Source organism: Pseudogracilibacillus sp. SE30717A (assembly GCF_037071985.1).
Taxonomy (GTDB): Bacteria; Bacillota; Bacilli; order Bacillales; family Amphibacillaceae; genus Pseudogracilibacillus.
Map to the genome: position 1 here is coordinate 280,020 of NZ_JAXHDF010000006.1, position 17,658 is coordinate 297,677.

Genomic DNA, 17,658 nt, shown 5'->3' on the forward strand with positions numbered 1-17,658 from the left:
AGCGGTTTTTTTGTATTGTAGAAAAATAAATAGTTGGAGGGAAATACGAGGCAGCAAGCGATTGGAATTAAGGTCAGAAAATGAATAAAAAAATACTTAATTGATGATAAACTTTTAAAGCATTATACAAATAAACAAGTGAAAATTTTCTATATAATTATTTATCCATTACTGAAGTGAAAAGGGTCTTTATTCTAATTAGAAGCAATTAATTATGTATTTTCAGTTTTTTGGCAAAACTGTATGTATAACTGCTTTAGGAGTGAATATAGATTGATTACTGAACGAGATGCATGGTCAATGAATGGCTATTTAGGGGTACTTGTCATAGCTGTTTTAATAGGAGTAGGAATAATTAATATTATACATGAACATTTTTTTCTCGGAATATTCTTTTTTGTCATTGCAATTATATTAGCGACAGGACTAACTTTAGTTCAACCGAATCAATCTGTCGTCGTTTTGTTTTTTGGAAAGTATGTAGGAAGCGTCCGAAAAGAAGGATTAATAATAACAATTCCATTCTCGGTACGTAGAAAAATTTCACTTCGAGTACGAAACTTTCATAGTAGAAGATTAAAAGTGAATGATATAAATGGTAACCCAATTGAAATTGCGGCAGTAATTGTATTTCGAGTTGTTGATTCTGCCAAGGCAGTCTTTGATGTTGATCAGTATGAGGAATTTGTTGAAATTCAAAGCGAAACGGCATTACGTGCAGTAGCAACAAAATATCCATATGACAGTTTTGATGAAACGGAACTTACATTGAGAGGAAATGCGGAAGAAATTTCAGATGAATTAAAGACCGAAGTGCATGAGCGACTATATGTAGCAGGAGTTGACATTATGGAAGCCCGCTTAACTCATTTAGCATATTCAACTGAAATTGCACAAGCGATGTTACAAAGACAACAGGCAAGCGCTATTGTAGCAGCCCGTAAACAAATTGTTGAGGGAGCGGTAGGAATGGTGCAAGATGCTATTGAACAGTTAGAACAGACTGGGGTTGTAAAGTTAAATGAAGAGAAACGAATGATTATGATCAATAATCTACTAGTGTCAATTGTTGCAGATAATGGTACTCAACCAATCATTAATACAGGATCCATTCAGGAAAATGGATAACAACATTTAATATATATGTTGAAAAATAAAAAGCATCCTTTATAAGTTAGAATCTCTAATTTAACTTTGAGGATGTTTTTTACTGTTTAATTAGTCTATTGACAATCTTGTTAATTGGTTATATAGTTAGTTATAGATGTAACTAACCTAACGGGAAAGGGTGGTGGCAATTGAAAAATAAACTAGATGACAGCAGACCAATCTATATACAAATCAAAGAATATATAGAAGACTCCATTATAAATGAAACGATCAAGATTGGTGAAAGAGTCCCTTCTACAAATGAATTAGCTAAATTTTATAAAATAAACCCTGCTACTGCCAGACAAGGGATTAATGAGCTAGTAGGAGAAAATATTTTAAGAAAGCAAAGAGGTGTAGGCATGTTCGTTACCGAAGATGCAAAAGAAATTTTAACTGAAAAGCGTAGGAAACAATTTATTGACCATTATATAATTCCTTTAAAAAACGAAGCGAATAAATTACAGATTTCTTCCGATCAGTTGATAAAAATGATAAAAGAGGGTGAATAACAGATGCAAATTGAAGTGAAAAATGTAACAAAAAAATACCAGACAAAATATGCGTTAGAAAATGTATCCTTTTCGTTACATGAACCTAAAATTTATGGATTACTCGGTCGAAATGGAGCAGGAAAGACAACGTTTATGGAAATTTTGGCAGGGCATCAGCTTGCCACGGATGGAGAAGTATTAGTGAATGGAAAATCTCCTTTTGATAATCGAGAAGTGGTTAAAGAAATATGTTTAATTAAAGAAGCAGATAACTTTAATAAAGATATGAGAATTCACCAAATAATCAAAGCATGTTCCTTGCTATATCCAAAATGGGATCAACAATTAGCTGATGAATTATTGAAGGAATATAAACTGAATGGAAAAGCACGGGTTAAAACGTTATCTAAAGGAATGAGTTCTGCGCTTGGTGTCATTGTTGGCTTAGCTAGCAAGGCTGCAATTACTATATTTGATGAACCGTATATAGGAATGGATGCTGCTGCCAGAAGAAAATTTTATGATATTTTACTAGAGGAATATGAGGAAGAGAAACGTACGATCATTTTTTCGACTCATTTAATCGATGAAGTCAGTCTATTATTTGAGGAAGTATTGATTTTACAAGAAGGAAAACTTATTTTACAAGAAACAGCTGATACATTAAGAGATAAAACATGTGCTGTCACTGGAGAGATTGAAGAAGTAAAGAAATTTATTTGTAATAAAAAAGTAATGAAAACGAAGCAACTTGCCAATGTAATGACAGCTTATATTTATGGGGATAGAGAAGAAGCAAATCAATCTAATTTGCAGGTTGAAGGAATCCCTATCCAAGATCTGATGATCTATCTTACAGAAACAGAGAGAGGAGCATAAGAATGCAAAGAGAATTGAAAGGATCATTATATTATTTACAAGCAAACTTACGCTATTCTTTTATTATTTTTTGGTCAATTATGATTGGAACTCTAGCTCTAACCATACTAGCTGATTTACTTATAAAAAGTGAAGAGGGGATCATCGCATTTAATTTTTCGATACCAATCTATATATTTGGAGCAATTTTTGGTTTTCACATTGTTAAGAACGTGATACCATTTTTAATCAAAATGGGAGTTACGAGGAAGAGTTTGTTTATAAGCACTGGTATTCTTTTATGCGGAATTTCACTTATTAACTCTGTCATTGCGAATACGATTCATTCATCCCTTGAACGCGTATATGGAGATACCATGGGAGGGTTTATTTCATATAGTGATGGTAACATAACTCTGACGATCACTCATTTTGCAGACCTGTTCATGGACAGTACATGGATAAGTAGAGTTTTCATTGATATGTCCCTTACCTTCTTCTTTATATCGCTAACACTAATTTTGGGGTTGATCTTTTATCGCTATGGATTGATCGGTGGATTTGGTACTTTAGGTGTTGTTATGTTGATGTTCATTTTAGCTATATCTCGTGGATGGGTAACATCTTTCTTTGTAAAATTATTTGAAAACTTCCATTTCACATTCTTCTATCAACTATTTGCGGTAGGAATAATTATATACTTACTCTCATTCATATTAATGAGACGAATAACGATTTAGAGTAGTTGAATTGAAAAAGAGGGTGGGAAATTATATAAAACTAGCTACAGAAAAGGCGAACAATATGTTAGTTTAGCGTAGGAAATATACGTAGACTCCTACGGGAACAGCACGCGTCCGAAGATCTCTGTAGCGACTCAAGTCGAGGAGCTACAGAAGCTAAGGCCGTGCCCGTGGAAAGCGAAGTATATTTCCGAAGCTATTATTCATCAAGGATCGTTCGTCTTTTCTTTAATAAAAAATACTTTTGTCTCAGCCTCTTTTTATTTAATGTAACAATCCATCTAATTCATGACTTCTTTATTTTTAAACAAATAGATCGATAAAAAGAGCAGAATGCCACATAGAAATAATATGATCACAGAAGTGCCTACTAATTGATTTGAAATCGAATTAGTTTCTATCATTTGATAAATATACGTAGATAACTGGTTAGGAAATAAAGTAAGTTTATGCCCGAAAATCATGTTGATGACACTTAAAATTAATAATGTAATGACTGTACATGCGGCTACTAAGCCAGGAACTTTAAATAATGTATTGAAAAAAATAGAAATAGTTAATACGAGCGTAAACCATAAACCGTAAAACATGACGATTTTAACCATCGTTAGAAAACTTAGATCTCCAAATAATAGATTCGTATAGTACCAGTTTATAAGCATTCCTAAAAAGAGGCCAAACCATATAAGTAATAGAAAAGCAGTCCATTTAGCAGTGACATAATTATGGTGTTTAATCGGTTTTACCAAAATAATTTCAGTAGTTCCATTTTGTCGCTCTCCTGCAATAGTGCTCATTGAAGTTAAAACTATAATGAAGACACCAAACAAGCTTAATTGTTCGAGACTCATCATAACTACTTCAGTCGGTGCTAAGCTGGGAATCTCTATAATAGTCCCTTCAGGAACTCCTCCAGCTAAATTGATAATCTCAGGTAAGTAATAGTATGAAATTGGATCCATCATAGTAAGTAACATCATCACAATTGGAACCCATATCCATTTTTTATTTCTCCAACTTTCCAAAACTTCTTTTTTAAACATCGTTATCCATTGCATATTAACTCACCGCCTTCATGAACATATCTTCAAGGGAAGCACGTTTTATTGTGAAATTAACTAACGGCCAATTATTTTTAGTCGCTGCCTCTAAAATCTCTTTACGGGCACTATTAATTTCAGTGACAGATACATGGATTGTATGTTTATTACTAGTAACGGCTAATACAGTTTCTAATGCTTGAATGTCACTTATATAGTTTTTTGTGCCCTTTTCAAATTCTAACTCGATTGTGTCTGACTGATATTTATTTCTTAAACGTTGCATGGAACCAGCTTCAATAATTTTACCTTCGTGTAATAATAGTAATTCATCACTAATTTCATCTGCATCATTTAATATATGGGTTGAAAAAAGTATGGTCATTTCCTGTTTCAGCTCTTCCATTAAGGTCAGAACTTCTCTTCTACCTAATGGGTCCAAGGCAGAGACAGGTTCGTCTAAAATAACAAGTTTAGGTTGATGAATGATCGCTTGAGCAATGCCAAGTCGTTGTTTCATCCCACCAGAATAACTTCCAATTCGTTTATTTTTTGCTTCTGTTAATCCTACTTTGTCTAATAAGTTTAGTGCTCTAGATCTTGCTTCTTTCTTATCGATGTAAGCAAGCTTTGCACAGAAAATTAAGTATTCAAAGCCAGTCATCCAGTTGTAAAAGACAGGGTATTGCGGCAAGTAGCCCGTGCAAAATCTAAAATCTTTTTGTTCACTGCTTAAAAAACTAATAGAACCGGAAGATTGTTTGATTAATCCCGTCAGCATCCGTAATGTAGTCGTTTTTCCGGCTCCATTTGGACCGATTAAGGCGATACATTTATTAGACTCAAGATCAAAACTAATATCGTCCACAACGGTTTGAGAACCGTATTTTTTGGAAACATTTTTAACAGTTAAAATAGCCATTTTTTTAATCCCTTCTTCCAAAGATAAAATATAAGATAGGTCCGAAAGTAGTGATGAATAAAATAATGAATAGCCAAACTAGTTTCGGGCCATTTGTTTTTTCAACTCGCACCCAGTCGATTAAAGCAATTATCATTAAGATTGCTTGAATAATGATAAAGGGTACAATTATTCCCCAATTAATATCGGTTAAAGCTTCCATCCAAAAAACCCCCTTTTAACTTAATAGTAATACCGGAATAAGAATGACTAACAGAATTCCTATAACAACAATCCAAGATAATGGATGTGCCCAATTATTTGTCCATCCAACACCAAAACGTTTTTCCACGAAAATTGCTGGATCATTTTTATTTACATAAAACTGACCTAACTTCCAGTATTGGTCATCATCACGATCGATTACTTGATCAGAAGTGTGTTCATTTAATTTAATTCTACTTCCACCTTGCCCAGTAATAAAAGCTAAGAGTAAAGTACCTAGGAGGATCAGAAAAACAAAACTAAAAATAATTATTTCTGTATACTTAGTTAATTGTGGAAAGATGAATGTTAATTGAGTATACATAAGCAAAAGTTCTATCAAACCGCCAAGACAAATTAAATAGGCTGACCATCTTTTTCTAAAAATAATATTTTGTTTTTTTGATCGTTCAGGATTGGCGACACTCACTTGCTGTTTTGTATGTTTGATAATAAGGTTAAGAAAGATAAATAAGACAAGTAAAGCTAATTGCATTCCAGGAATAAACAATAACGTCGCAAAAGACTTTTCCTCATATGATATATTACCGAAAAAATCTATATGCATTGGAAGTTTCTCGGGAATTCTATTCAGGTAAATAAAAGTAAGCAATAATGTAACAATAATAATTAATGCTGAAGTGAGAAACCACCAGTTTGAATAAACTAATATTTCTTGGCGGAATTTCATATCGACAACAATGGTTTGTGACTTAGTAGATTTCCAGTTCTCTGACTCTTTAATTTGTTTCATTTTATAATGAAACGGAAGATAGAGAAGAAAACCGAAGATTAGATAGGTGACAATAATAATTGTAAATAAAATAGTAATTATATTTTCACTCAGTTGGAAAGAGAGTATTGCATAACTAATACAAAAGAGCAAACCGATTATAATCAATGTGACTGCATATTTTTTTCGCATTGTTTTAAAGTCTTCACGATTATAAAGTGATTCTGGAATGGAGACACCAAAGTTTTCTGTTTTTCTTGTTAAAAAAGGAGTAAAAGCAACTACAAATATCATTGGTACGAATATGACAATGGAAAGTAATAATGGTCCATTCATTTTATTCACCTTCTATTTCTTGAAAAATATCATTGCATAGTTTTAAATACGTTTCTTTTCTCATTCCCCGGCAAATTGTATCCGCAATTAATGGCCGAAGTGTTTCCCTTAATTTTTTTTCATAATCGTCATCCGCCTTCGGAGCTCCTTCTGGATTAACAACTACTCCTTTCTGACGATGAATAAGTAAAAAACCTTCTTGTTTTAATTGTTGATAAGCTTTATTCACCGTATGTAAGTTAATACCAATGTCACTAGCTAAAGCCCGGACAGATGGTAAGCGTTCCCCAGGAAGTAACTTTTGTTTAGCGATACCAATTATGATTTCATTTTTTAATTGTTCATAAATAGGAATATCGGATTCAAAATCTAATTGTATATACATATTTATCAACCTTATACATAATATTTGTTATATATGTAGTATAACACGCAAATAGTAAAAGTCTATAGGAAATTAGAAAAAATTTAAACATGAACGCTTTTTTCTTTCGAAGTGGGATTTTTTTAAGATAGAAGCGTATGAAAATAATATAGATTAATTTCAGCATTTGCAGTTTTGGGGAGTTGGAAGATGCACTTCCTTAGCTGAATTCAAGTAACTGTTTGTTTGAAAAATTTATATACAATTAAATGATTAATTAAACGGGGAAAGTTATTATATATTGTTTGTGTGAAATCCAGATTTACGAAGACTCCTACAGGAAAAGCAACAGCCGAAAATCCATTTCATAAGTTTTTAAAAACTTATAAAATTAGTTGAGGCGTTGCCCGTGGAAAGCGTAGTAAATCTGGATGAAACAAATACGTGTGATTTATATGGACCTTTTCAGTGGCCTCGCTCTCTTCCCGCAGGAGTCTACGTGTATTTCCTTCGCTAGGGTGGTACTCGCGGGTGTTTGGAGTGATGGACCATTGACTCCTGTGGTAACAGCAAATGGTTCTCGATGGGACGAACCTTTTGTAGTCCCAGATGTCGCACTTATGTCTGTGCTGAAAGCAATAGTCCGTAGCGGAAAACAAGCAGTACCACACAGTTTTTATCTTTTGTGTAAAATATCCTTATCTTGATCAAGATAAGGTTTGGAAACCTTACCTAGTTAATCTAAGTATTTGTTTGAACTAACTTTATAAGTGCAAAAAGTAATTAAAAAAGCTGCTCCCTGAAGTGAGGGAACAGCTTTTAAACATATTTTTAAGAAACAACTTCGGCTGTTTCTTGGACAGCAATTTGAGTAAATTGTACGTATGTCACATAATGTTCTTTTGTAATAGCGAAAAGGTCATAAACTTCTTCATTTTTGTTAATGGCTTGATATACTTCCGGATATAACTCATTTGCATGTGCTACGTAATCTAATTTTGAAACGGCTTTTAAGGAGCGCAAATTCGTTTTTCTCACTTTCATAAAGACAGTTTCAATATCAAGCGTGAAAAATAGCTCATCAAGGAATTCTTGCTTCGCAATCTTGTTATATCCTTTACCAAAATACGGTTTCCCGATCCATGTTGCTAAAAATCCACTTCTATTATGAATATCAAATAAATTTATTGTGCCAATAGGTTGTTCATATTCATCTAAAATGGTCCTAGAAATAATTTCTCCATTATTTTCTGCTTCCATTGTATGTTTTGTTAAGAAATAGAATTCATCACATGTTGCTGCTTTGTGACGTATATACGGATACACATCCGGATGATAAGATAATTCAAATAATGTAGGTACTTCATGTAAATCCCGTTTTTTGAGCATGAAAATGCACCCTCCTTCTTGTAATTAAGTTGGGTGCCCTAACAAGGGAGAAGTCCGGAATGGTGGACACCCACGAATTTTAGTTAACGGTCAACGAAAATTCGGGGTAGGAATCGAACCTACTAGAACCAGAAAATTATTCTGGTGGCGCACCATTTGCCTTCCCTTTAAAACTAAGTATGTTTTTATTTAATTTTAATAATAAACAGTTAAAAAGCATATTGAATTTTTGATTCAATCTATTTTAACACGGGTATTACCAAAAAGGGAATACCTAAATTTAAAAAAATAAAAGAAATTTTTTAGTCATTACGAAATTGTGTCAGAGTCTCAAAAAACCTTATAAGTAAAGCATTTCTACTGTTTTATTGATAAACATCTGCCAGTGCATTTTCAAGATAAGGATAAGCAAATGTAAATTGCTGATCCAATGCTTTTTGGGGAAGAACATATTGTCCAGAAGTTATTAATTGATGCATATCTCCTAATGTTAATTCTAAAAGGAAAGAAGGGGTGGTTATCATATTTGGCTTACGTAAAGTTTTAGTCAACACGTTGATAAAATCTTTATTCCGTAGTGGGTGAGGTGCTGTAATATTAACTGGTCCATGAAAAGATGGTTCAATTAACATATAATAAAGCAAATGAACGCAATCTTTTATGTGTATCCAAGAAATCCATTGATCTCCTTTACCGATTTTTCCGCCTATGAATAGTTTCACCGGTAAAGCCATTAGTGGTAATGCACCCTCATTTTTGTCTAATACGACTCCGAATCGGGCATATATTGTTCTAATCCCTAAATCTTCTATATAATATGCCGTATTTTCCCATGTAGTTGCAACGTTTGCTAAAAAATCATTACCTGGTCTTTTTGTTGCTTCGGTAAAAATTAAATCTGAGGCCATTCCATAATAACCAATGGCAGAACCGGAAAGGAAAACTTTAGGTTTTTCCTCCATCTGCATTATCATTTGGATTAAGACTTCAGTAGCCTGTACTCGACTAGAAATGATTGCGTCTTTCTTTTTATCTGACCAATAGCCGAAGAGGGATTCGCCAGCTAGATTAACAACTGCATGAATAAGGGGCAGCCTTTTCACTGGATAATCAAAGCTAATATAGGAAATTGATTCTGTATCTTTATGTGTCCGTGGATATCGGGTTATTACATAGACATGGTGACCTTCGTTAACCAGTTTATTAACAAAATGACTTCCAATAAAACCCGTCCCTCCGGTCATAATTATATTCATCAAAACCGCCTCCTCTTTTTTAAACAGCATATCTTATTATTCATGTTATGATATAGATAGAGGTGAGTCAATTGCCAACGGTTACAAAAATTTCTAAACAAAAGAAAATTGCTGATCGTTATAATATCTTTCTAGATGAATCATACTCCTTTAGTGTAACGGAAGACATTTTAATCAAATACAATTTACGCAAAGGTTTACACTTATCGGAAAATGAAATTGAAAAAATTACGGAACATGAATCGTTTCATCGTTCATATATACAAGCAATTCATTTTTTAAGTTATCGGATGCGATCAAAACGAGAAATCGAAACTTATCTACAAAAAAAAGAAGTGGCCCCCGATGTTATTGAGGAGATTGTTAATCGGTTAGAAAGAGAAAAACATATTAATGATCTAGAGTTTGCCAATTCATTTGTCCGAGACCGTATAAATCATTCATCAAAGGGACCAAGACTAATTGTTAATGAATTAAAAGATAAGGGAGTTGCTGTAGAAATCGCCAAGGAAGCCGTTAAACAGTATGGGTATGATCAACAAGTTGAAACGGCATTAAAATGGGCGGAGAAACAGATGAAACGAAAAAGCAGTCATTCGTACAATAAGCAAATTGAACAGTTAAAACTTAAATTAACACAAAAAGGATATCAAAATGATGTAATACATCAAGTCATAACTGAAGTCACACCTCCGCTAGACAAACAAGAAGAATTAGCAGCTTTGAAAAAACAAGCGGATAAATTATATAATAGATATAAGAAAAGGTATTCAGGGTATGAATTAAAAATGAAATTAAAAGCAAGTTTATATCAACGAGGGTTTCAAGGAGAGTTAATTAACGAATATGTAGCAGATTTAGATGATTAACTGTAGAATAGACGATGTGAAAGGAGATGGATAATATGAATTTCAGATATAGTGATTATACAATCGAACAATTGCGACAAGAATTAGGCGAATTAAAAGAAAAGGCACAAAAAGCTGAGCAGTTAGGTGAAATAAACAAAGTAGCAATTTATGAAAGAAAAATGCAAATTGTCTCCTCATATATGTTAAATCCTGATGAGTTCCAACCGAATGATGTTCATGAACTAAATGGAGATCCAGGATATAAATTTAAAATTAATTATATTAATGGAGTTATGGCATGGGGACATCGAATTAATTTACTAGGAGAACAACGTGAACAGGAAGAAGCACTACCAATCTCCTTGCTAGGTAAGAAAGAAGAAGAATAAGAAAAGTGAAGTGCTATTGGGATGTATACCTAATAACGCTTCACTTTTATCATTTATGTTAAGTTAAATTACTAAGTTGGACTGTCTCCAAAAAACAATTTCTTTTGTAACTTTTGTTCAGAGAATATCCAACCGGTGTAAGAATTCATTATTTCTAACTTTTCATTGATTTGGGCGACAGCAACGAACGGATAATATCCTTTTGAGCGATAACGTAAATCTGTAAAACGTACTTCAGTAAATCGGTCATATTCTACAACTTCCCAACGATATACCGGAGAGAATGAGAGAAACGCTTCGATATTCTTGTCTGTTTTAGCTACTTCAATAATTTCTGATTTAGGTAATTCAATTCGTTCAAATTCATCCATTAATTGAATATGTCCATTTTCAACTGTTCCTACATAAAAACGATCTTTAGTTGTGATAGCAATTCTCCAATAATTTTGTTTCATTGTTGGTGAAGTTGCCACTTCTTCTGTAGTTGGAAAATATTCATGTATTTTTTTAACGATTTCCCTTTTATCAAAATAACGTTTAATATAATAGAGGGCAATAACCGCGTAAATGATTAAAAACGTTGTTCCTGGGTTAGCCCCTAAGATCCATGCAATAATTCCACCCACATGGAGGAAGAAAATATACGGGTCAAACGTATTAATGAAACCCAATGCAACCCATTTATGAGTAAACGGGCGATAGGCTTGAGTTCCGTACGCATTAAATATATCTACAAATACGTGAATGATCACTGCTAAAAATGTCCATAGCCAAAGATGAAGGAAATTTACTTCAGGTGCAAATAGATAAATCATAGCAGAAATAAAAACGCCCCAAAAAATGACTGCCGGAATTGAATGTGTTAGCCCACGGTGATTTCGAATATATACTGCGTTATTTTTTAACTTTAATACAGTATCAAAATCAGGTGCTTGTGAACCAACAAGAGTGCCGACCAAAACAGCATTAAATAAGATTGGGTCATTCGCTACGACGGGATCTAATGTTGCAAGGCCTCCTAGTGCGATTCCCATTACTACATGGGTTCCTGTATCCATATATAGAATTTGTCCTCCTTTGACTTAAAGGTATAGTGCAATTGTAACATATAGAGGTGATTATTTGATGAATAAAACGTTACATAAATTTGACATTTTATCGTTTCAAACGAAGTTGATTTCATGGTATGAAGAAAATAAACGGGAGTTGCCTTGGAGAGAAACGATTGATCCCTATAAAATATGGGTCTCAGAAATTATGTTGCAACAAACTAAAGTAGATACCGTTATTCCTTATTATGAGAAGTTTATGGAACATTATCCAACTATTTTTGATTTAGCTTTAACAGATGAGCAAGATGTGTTAAAAGACTGGGAAGGGCTAGGTTATTATTCAAGAGCTCGCAATTTATTAGAAGCGACACGAGAAGTTGTTGAAACTTACAATGGGGTAGTACCAGATAATCCTAAGGAACTAGGTGAACTAAAAGGTGTCGGTCCATACACAAAAGGAGCTATTTTATCTATTGCCTTTAATAAGCCAGAGCCAGCTGTAGATGGAAACGTAATGCGTGTATTATCAAGGGTATTATTAATAAAAGATAATATTAGTGAACAAAAAGTAAGAAAGAAATTTGAGGAAATTGTTCGAGAGGTAATAAGTAAAAAGGATCCATCTTCATTTAATCAGGGGTTAATGGAACTTGGAGCATTAATTTGTACACCACGCTCTCCTTCATGCTTATTATGTCCCGTTCAACAAGAATGCCGAGCATTTGAAGAAGGGATTCAGGAAAAGTTGCCTGTTAAGATGAAAAAGAAAAAACAGCGTGTAGTTTCTTATCATGTTTTATTACTTACAGATGATCAAAATAGAGTAGCAATTGAGCAAAGACCAAGCGAGGGATTACTCGCTAATATGTGGCAATTTCCAATGATTCCAACGGATGGAAATGATATTGAAATGGTTGTAAAACAGAAGTATGGATTAAAAATAAAAGTTGCACACGAATTAGGGACAGTAAAACATGTGTTTTCGCATAAAATTTGGAATTTAACGATTTACCAAGCCAACTACTTAGAAAACTTATCGATAAAAGTGGAGCAAGGATCATCTTTACAATTTGTGTCGGAGAAAGAATTAGAAACCTTTCCATTCCCGGTATCTCACTTGAAAGTCAGAGAAATTTGGAAGGACACTATTTCCACTTAATACCATTATACACTTTCGGATAACTTTCCTTGAATTGGACAAGTTAAATACTGCGGAGGTGATAAAGATGGCAAAAAATCCTAAGCAGTCTAGTGCAGGAACAAACGTTCAAAAAGTTAGAAAACAAAATCAACAAGCAGCTCAAGGACAATACGGAACTGAGTTTGCTTCAGAAACTGATGCACAAGAAGTAAAAAGACGAAATCAACAGTCAGAGCAAAACAAAAAATAACATATCACAAACAAAAACTTTCCTAAAAAGCAGGGAAGTTTTTGTTTGTATTTGACCTAAACTTCATATTAGGAAATCATACATAAACAAGAAACTTTTATTCTCAAGTACCAAACTGTATACTGAATATATCAATGGACGAAAGGAAAAAACTATGGGGTTTCCTAAGATTGGTTCTAAAGTTGAGATTGTCAGTTTAAAACATAATAAACAATTGCATAGGTGTTGGAAAGAAAATATTATATTATTTCATAATAATGATCAATTAATTGGAGCGAACAATGAAACAATAGTCGAAGAGTCAGATGGACAGAAGTGGGAAACGACTGAGCCGGCTATTTTTTATTTTGACAAACGTTATTGGTTTAATATTATTACTTTATTCGAAAAAAATGATTACTATTATTACTGTAATCTCAGTTCCCCAGTTACGTATAAAAATCAAACATTACAATATATTGATTATGATATCGATGTAATTGTTCAATCAAATTTAGACTATCAAATAGTTGATCAACAGGACTTTAAGGATAACGCAGAAACGTATGCTTATTCTTCAGCTATCAAAAAGTCTGTTGACGAAGGTTTGCACATGTTAATAGATTGGATCGAAACTGAAAAAGGTCCTTTTAAACAATCATTTCCAAATAAATGGTTCCAATTTATTAATGGTAAATAATTTTTTAAGAGTATGCTGAAAAAGGAAGTTTGATCATGAGCAGTATAAAACAATATATGAAATATGTTAAGCCATATACATGGCATATAATATGGACAATTATTATCGGAATTTTTAAGTTTGCTATCCCTCTACTTATACCGCTTATTTTAAAATATGTCATTGACAATATTATTCAAGGAGATATGGCACAATCCGAAAAGCTGCATCAGCTTTTTTGGTTAATGGGAGTATCCTTCACCATTTTTCTTATTTTAAGACCACCAATCGAGTATATCAGACAATATCTTGCTCAACTTGTCGGCAGCAAAATTTTGTATGATTTAAGAGATCGTCTTTTTGATCATATCCAACGGCTTAGTCTAAAGTATTATTCCAATACAAAAACAGGAGAAATCATTTCCCGGGTAATTCATGACGTGGAGCAAACAAAGACATTTGTCATTACCGGGCTAATGAATGTTTGGCTCGATATGGTAACCATTTTAATCGCCATTGGAATTATGATGACAATGGATGTCAAATTGACAATTGTTTCGATTATTCTTTTTCCGTTATATGGACTTTCAGTTAAATATTTTTATGCAAAGCTTCGAAAATTAACAAGGGAGCGTTCACAAGCATTGGCTGAAGTACAAGGCCATTTGCATGAGCGTGTACAAGGAATTTCCGTGACGAGGAGTTTTGCTTTAGAAGATTATGAGCAAGAACAATTTGATCATAGAAACCATAACTTTTTAACAAAGGCTATTGAACATACAAAATGGAACGCAAAAACATTTGCTGCGACAAACACGATTACTGATTTAGCACCGTTGCTTGTAATTACATTTGCGGGATACCAAGTAATAACTGGAAGTTTAACTGTCGGAACAATGGTTGCTTTTGTAGGGTATATGGAGCGTGTATACAGTCCATTAAGAAGACTTATTAATGCATCTACCACATTGACACAGTCAATTGCATCGATCGACAGAGTATTTGAGTTTATGAATGAACCATACGACGTATACGATAAGGAAAATGCAGTTGAATTAGGTAGAGTAAAAGGGGAGATTCAGATTGAAAATGTCTCCTTCCAGTACAATGAAGAAGAACTTACAGTATTGAAGAACGTAAATTTACATGTTTCAAAAGGAGAAACGATCGCTTTTGTTGGCATGAGCGGTGGTGGGAAATCGACATTAATTAGTTTGATTCCTCGTTTTTATGATGTTACGGAAGGTTCGATTAAAGTAGATGGAATCGATATTCGTGATGCCACTCAACGATCTTTAAGAAATAATATTGGAATGGTACTACAAGATAATATTTTGTTTAGTGAATCTATTGCGATGAATATCCGAATGGGTAACCCAGAGGCTACAGATGAAGAAGTAATCGCAGCGGCCAAAGCAGCAAATGCTCATGAGTTTATTGAAGCTTTGCCACAAAAATACGATACGTTAGTAGGAGAGCGCGGGGTAAAATTATCAGGCGGTCAACAACAGCGTATTGCGATAGCTCGTGTGTTTTTGAAGAATCCGCCTATTTTAATCTTTGACGAAGCCACTTCTGCACTAGATTTAGAAAGTGAACATACGATACAGGAAGCACTTGAGAAGTTAGCGGCTGACAGAACGACATTTATTGTTGCTCATCGACTAGCTACAATTACACACGCTGATCGTATAGTTGTGATTGAACATGGTCAAATTACAGAAGTTGGTACTCATATGGAATTAATGCGTAAACAGGGAAGTTACTATGATTTATATCAAGTCCAGGATTTTGATGCTAGTCCAGAACTAGTTAACTAGAAAGAGAACCTAATAGAGGTTCTCTTTTTTTGTAAATAAGATTGCCCTATAGAACATGTCCTATTATTAGAGGTCAGAACATAGATATAGATAAAGAAGAATTTAAGTGGGGCTCTGAATATATGAATATGATCCTGATAATTGTAATATTTTTTGTCATTGCGAGAAGTATCATCCAATTTATCACTCATGGCGAAAAAGATACTAATATAAAAACACATAAAACGAGTATTTCTTTAGAAGTATTTTATACATTGATCATGATCTATTGCATTGTAATCGTAGGTTTTGGATTAATTTATTTTATGTTATCATTTTATGAATTAACGTTAGTTGAAAATGTAGAAAACGGAGATTCATCGCTTATCAGTTTATTTTTTCGCAGCTTTTATTTTAGTGGTGTAACATTATTAACAATAGGATATGGGGATATTACTCCAATTGGAATTGGAAGATTTATTGCCGTTATCCAAGCGTTGATCGGCTATTTATTACCAACCGCATTTGTTTTAAAAATAGTGCATATAAATTTTCAGCAAAAAACTTAATAGAGTTGGAATAAATTAATAGGGAATGAGAGGAGTAAAGCTAGCTGCAAGTCCCATCTTAAGAAAGGAAGATAGTATAAGGTGAGACTTGCAGTCTTTACTGTTTAATTATGTATTGCGAATAGTAAGCTGTTCTAATAAATCAATGGATAATTGCAATGATTTTATCTCTTGAACAAGTGCAATTCGGACAAATCCCGCTCCTTCCGTACCGAACACGGTTCCAGGCACCATCACAACACCAACTTGATCAATTGCTTCAAATACAAAATTTTTGTCATCGATAGCGTAAGGGTATTTGGCCCAGACGAACATACCACCATGAGATTCAGTTACTTCCCATCCAAGATCTTTTAAACCATTCATCATTATTTGATGTCGCTTAGAAAAAACATTTCTTAAATGATCTGTAATTTCCTCGGCATTATCCAACGCCACGATCGCTGCTTCTTGGATTGGAGCAAAGATTCCATAGTCTAAATTTGATTTAAACTCACGCATGATTTGAATTGCTTTTGCATTACCAACTAGATAAGCAACTCTTGCTCCAGCTAAACTAAAACTTTTCGACAATGAATTTATTTCCAAACCTATTTCCTTAGCTCCAGGAGTCGATAAGAAACTAATTGGTGCATCACCTATAAAGTAATATTCTGAATAAGCTGCATCGTGTAATACGATAATATTGTGTTGTTTAGCAAAACGTACGACCTTTTCAAAAAAGGATGTACTAGGAAGAGCTGGAACTGGATTTCCAGGTAAGTTTAAAATTAATAATTTTGCTCTTTTAGCTATTTCAGCTGGAATAGAATCTAAATCAGGTAAAAAATCATTTTCTGCTAAAAGTGGCATATAATAAGGTTCTGCACCTGCTAATTTTATACCTGCATCGTAAGCGATATAGGCTGGATTCGTAGTTAAGACGATATCTCCCTCGTTGCAAAAAGCTAATGGAAGATGAACGAGTCCTTCCTGGGAACCCATAGTTTGTAAAACTTCCGTGTCTGGATTAAGGGTGACATTAGAACGCCGTTGGTAATAATGTGCGACTGCTTCATTGAAACGTTCGGTTCCTCCCAATGTATAGCCATACATATCGGCTTTTGCACTTTCTTTTGATAATGTTTCTCTAACCTTTTCAGCAGGTGGCAAATCGGGACTTCCCAAACTTAAGTCAATAATTTTAGCTCCTGTAGCACTTTTTTTTACAGTGGCAGCTTTTAATTGACTAAAAATTGTCGGTGAAAAAATGGACATTTTATTAGAAGGTTTAATTGTCAAATTTCTATACCTCCGTAAGTGGTATTTTATTATTATTTTATCACAGTATAGTAGAAAGTCACTTTACTTTCTGATTAAACAAGTTTGTAAAGATTTAAGTTAGAATAAAAGCATTCACTAGAAACTGACCGAAATATTGTC

General features: G+C 33.6%; 20 protein-coding genes. 11 read left to right on the forward strand and 9 right to left on the reverse strand.

All coding sequences use genetic code 11. The features are described from left to right. Nucleotides 1-276 precede the first annotated feature (276 nt). The 4 genes from SPD48_RS11925 (at nt 277) to SPD48_RS11940 (ending at nt 3,241) form a co-directional block, all read left to right on the forward strand. Entirely contained in the window at nt 277-1,128 is an 852-nt protein-coding gene (locus SPD48_RS11925) for an SPFH domain-containing protein (RefSeq protein WP_336258376.1), read from the forward strand. Nucleotides 1,129-1,298: 170 nt separating this feature from the next. Continuing rightward, nucleotides 1,299-1,661, forward strand: coding sequence for a GntR family transcriptional regulator (locus SPD48_RS11930; protein WP_336258334.1), 363 nt, complete (start codon nt 1,299-1,301; stop codon nt 1,659-1,661). Nucleotides 1,662-1,664: 3 nt separating this feature from the next. Beyond that, nucleotides 1,665-2,522, forward strand: a complete 858-nt coding sequence (locus SPD48_RS11935) for an ABC transporter ATP-binding protein (RefSeq protein WP_336258335.1) — start codon at nt 1,665-1,667, stop codon at nt 2,520-2,522. Nucleotides 2,523-2,524: 2 nt separating this feature from the next. Then, a complete protein-coding gene (locus SPD48_RS11940; protein WP_336258336.1) occupies nt 2,525-3,241 on the forward strand; it encodes a hypothetical protein in 717 nt (238 codons plus the stop codon). Between the two features lie 284 nt (nt 3,242-3,525). On the opposite strand, the gene SPD48_RS11945 is transcribed toward SPD48_RS11940, so the two are convergent. The 7 genes from SPD48_RS11945 to SPD48_RS11975 all read right to left on the reverse strand — a co-directional run bounded on the left by SPD48_RS11945 (nt 3,526) and on the right by SPD48_RS11975 (nt 9,527). After that, a complete protein-coding gene (locus SPD48_RS11945; RefSeq protein ID WP_336258337.1) occupies nt 3,526-4,302 on the reverse strand; it encodes an ABC transporter permease in 777 nt (258 codons plus the stop codon). Between the two features lies 1 nt (nt 4,303). Next, nucleotides 4,304-5,206 (reverse strand): ABC transporter ATP-binding protein, encoded by a 903-nt coding sequence (locus tag SPD48_RS11950; RefSeq protein ID WP_336258338.1) that lies wholly within the window; start codon nt 5,204-5,206, stop codon nt 4,304-4,306. 4 nt (nt 5,207-5,210) lie between these two features. Beyond that, nucleotides 5,211-5,408: a PLD nuclease N-terminal domain-containing protein gene (locus tag SPD48_RS11955; RefSeq protein WP_336258339.1), complete on the reverse strand. Its 198-nt coding sequence runs from the start codon at nt 5,406-5,408 to the stop codon at nt 5,211-5,213. A gap of 15 nt (nt 5,409-5,423) precedes the next feature. Then, nucleotides 5,424-6,518, reverse strand: coding sequence for a DUF1648 domain-containing protein (locus tag SPD48_RS11960; protein WP_336258340.1), 1,095 nt, complete (start codon nt 6,516-6,518; stop codon nt 5,424-5,426). Between the two features lies 1 nt (nt 6,519). After that, nucleotides 6,520-6,903: a GntR family transcriptional regulator gene (locus SPD48_RS11965; protein WP_336258341.1), complete on the reverse strand. Its 384-nt coding sequence runs from the start codon at nt 6,901-6,903 to the stop codon at nt 6,520-6,522. Nucleotides 6,904-7,713: 810 nt separating this feature from the next. Beyond that, nucleotides 7,714-8,271, reverse strand: coding sequence for a GNAT family N-acetyltransferase (locus SPD48_RS11970; RefSeq protein ID WP_336258342.1), 558 nt, complete (start codon nt 8,269-8,271; stop codon nt 7,714-7,716). Nucleotides 8,272-8,636: 365 nt separating this feature from the next. Next, nucleotides 8,637-9,527 (reverse strand): TIGR01777 family oxidoreductase, encoded by an 891-nt coding sequence (locus SPD48_RS11975; protein ID WP_336258343.1) that lies wholly within the window; start codon nt 9,525-9,527, stop codon nt 8,637-8,639. 71 nt (nt 9,528-9,598) lie between these two features. On the opposite strand from SPD48_RS11975, the gene recX reads away from it, so the two are divergent. Together recX and SPD48_RS11985 are read left to right on the forward strand one after the other, a co-directional pair. Continuing rightward, the gene (recX, locus tag SPD48_RS11980) at nt 9,599-10,396 is read left to right on the forward strand and encodes a recombination regulator RecX (RefSeq protein WP_336258344.1); all 798 of its coding nucleotides are present in this window, start codon (nt 9,599-9,601) and stop codon (nt 10,394-10,396) included. A 35-nt stretch (nt 10,397-10,431) separates the two neighbouring features. Beyond that, on the forward strand, nt 10,432-10,767 hold the full coding sequence (locus SPD48_RS11985) for a YfhH family protein (protein ID WP_336258345.1): 336 nt from the start codon (nt 10,432-10,434) through the stop codon (nt 10,765-10,767). Between the two features lie 71 nt (nt 10,768-10,838). Here SPD48_RS11985 and SPD48_RS11990 read toward each other — a convergent pair whose 3' ends face one another. Beyond that, nucleotides 10,839-11,825 (reverse strand): metal-dependent hydrolase, encoded by a 987-nt coding sequence (locus SPD48_RS11990; protein ID WP_336258346.1) that lies wholly within the window; start codon nt 11,823-11,825, stop codon nt 10,839-10,841. 67 nt (nt 11,826-11,892) lie between these two features. Between SPD48_RS11990 and mutY the strand changes: the two genes are divergently transcribed. From mutY to SPD48_RS12015, 5 genes are all read left to right on the forward strand, one after another. Continuing rightward, the gene (gene mutY / locus SPD48_RS11995) at nt 11,893-12,978 is read left to right on the forward strand and encodes an A/G-specific adenine glycosylase (protein WP_336258347.1); all 1,086 of its coding nucleotides are present in this window, start codon (nt 11,893-11,895) and stop codon (nt 12,976-12,978) included. A 67-nt stretch (nt 12,979-13,045) separates the two neighbouring features. After that, nucleotides 13,046-13,210, forward strand: coding sequence for a gamma-type small acid-soluble spore protein (locus SPD48_RS12000; RefSeq protein ID WP_336258348.1), 165 nt, complete (start codon nt 13,046-13,048; stop codon nt 13,208-13,210). Nucleotides 13,211-13,364: 154 nt separating this feature from the next. After that, nucleotides 13,365-13,889 carry a DUF402 domain-containing protein gene (locus SPD48_RS12005; RefSeq protein ID WP_336258349.1) on the forward strand — a complete coding sequence of 175 codons (525 nt, stop codon included), beginning with the start codon at nt 13,365-13,367 and terminating at the stop codon, nt 13,887-13,889. 35 nt (nt 13,890-13,924) lie between these two features. Beyond that, nucleotides 13,925-15,688, forward strand: coding sequence for an ABC transporter ATP-binding protein (locus SPD48_RS12010; RefSeq protein ID WP_336258350.1), 1,764 nt, complete (start codon nt 13,925-13,927; stop codon nt 15,686-15,688). Between the two features lie 122 nt (nt 15,689-15,810). Then, on the forward strand, nt 15,811-16,236 hold the full coding sequence (locus SPD48_RS12015) for a potassium channel family protein (protein ID WP_336258351.1): 426 nt from the start codon (nt 15,811-15,813) through the stop codon (nt 16,234-16,236). Nucleotides 16,237-16,344: 108 nt separating this feature from the next. Here SPD48_RS12015 and SPD48_RS12020 read toward each other — a convergent pair whose 3' ends face one another. Beyond that, a complete protein-coding gene (locus SPD48_RS12020) occupies nt 16,345-17,517 on the reverse strand; it encodes an aminotransferase class I/II-fold pyridoxal phosphate-dependent enzyme (protein ID WP_336258352.1) in 1,173 nt (390 codons plus the stop codon). Nucleotides 17,518-17,658 lie beyond the last annotated feature (141 nt).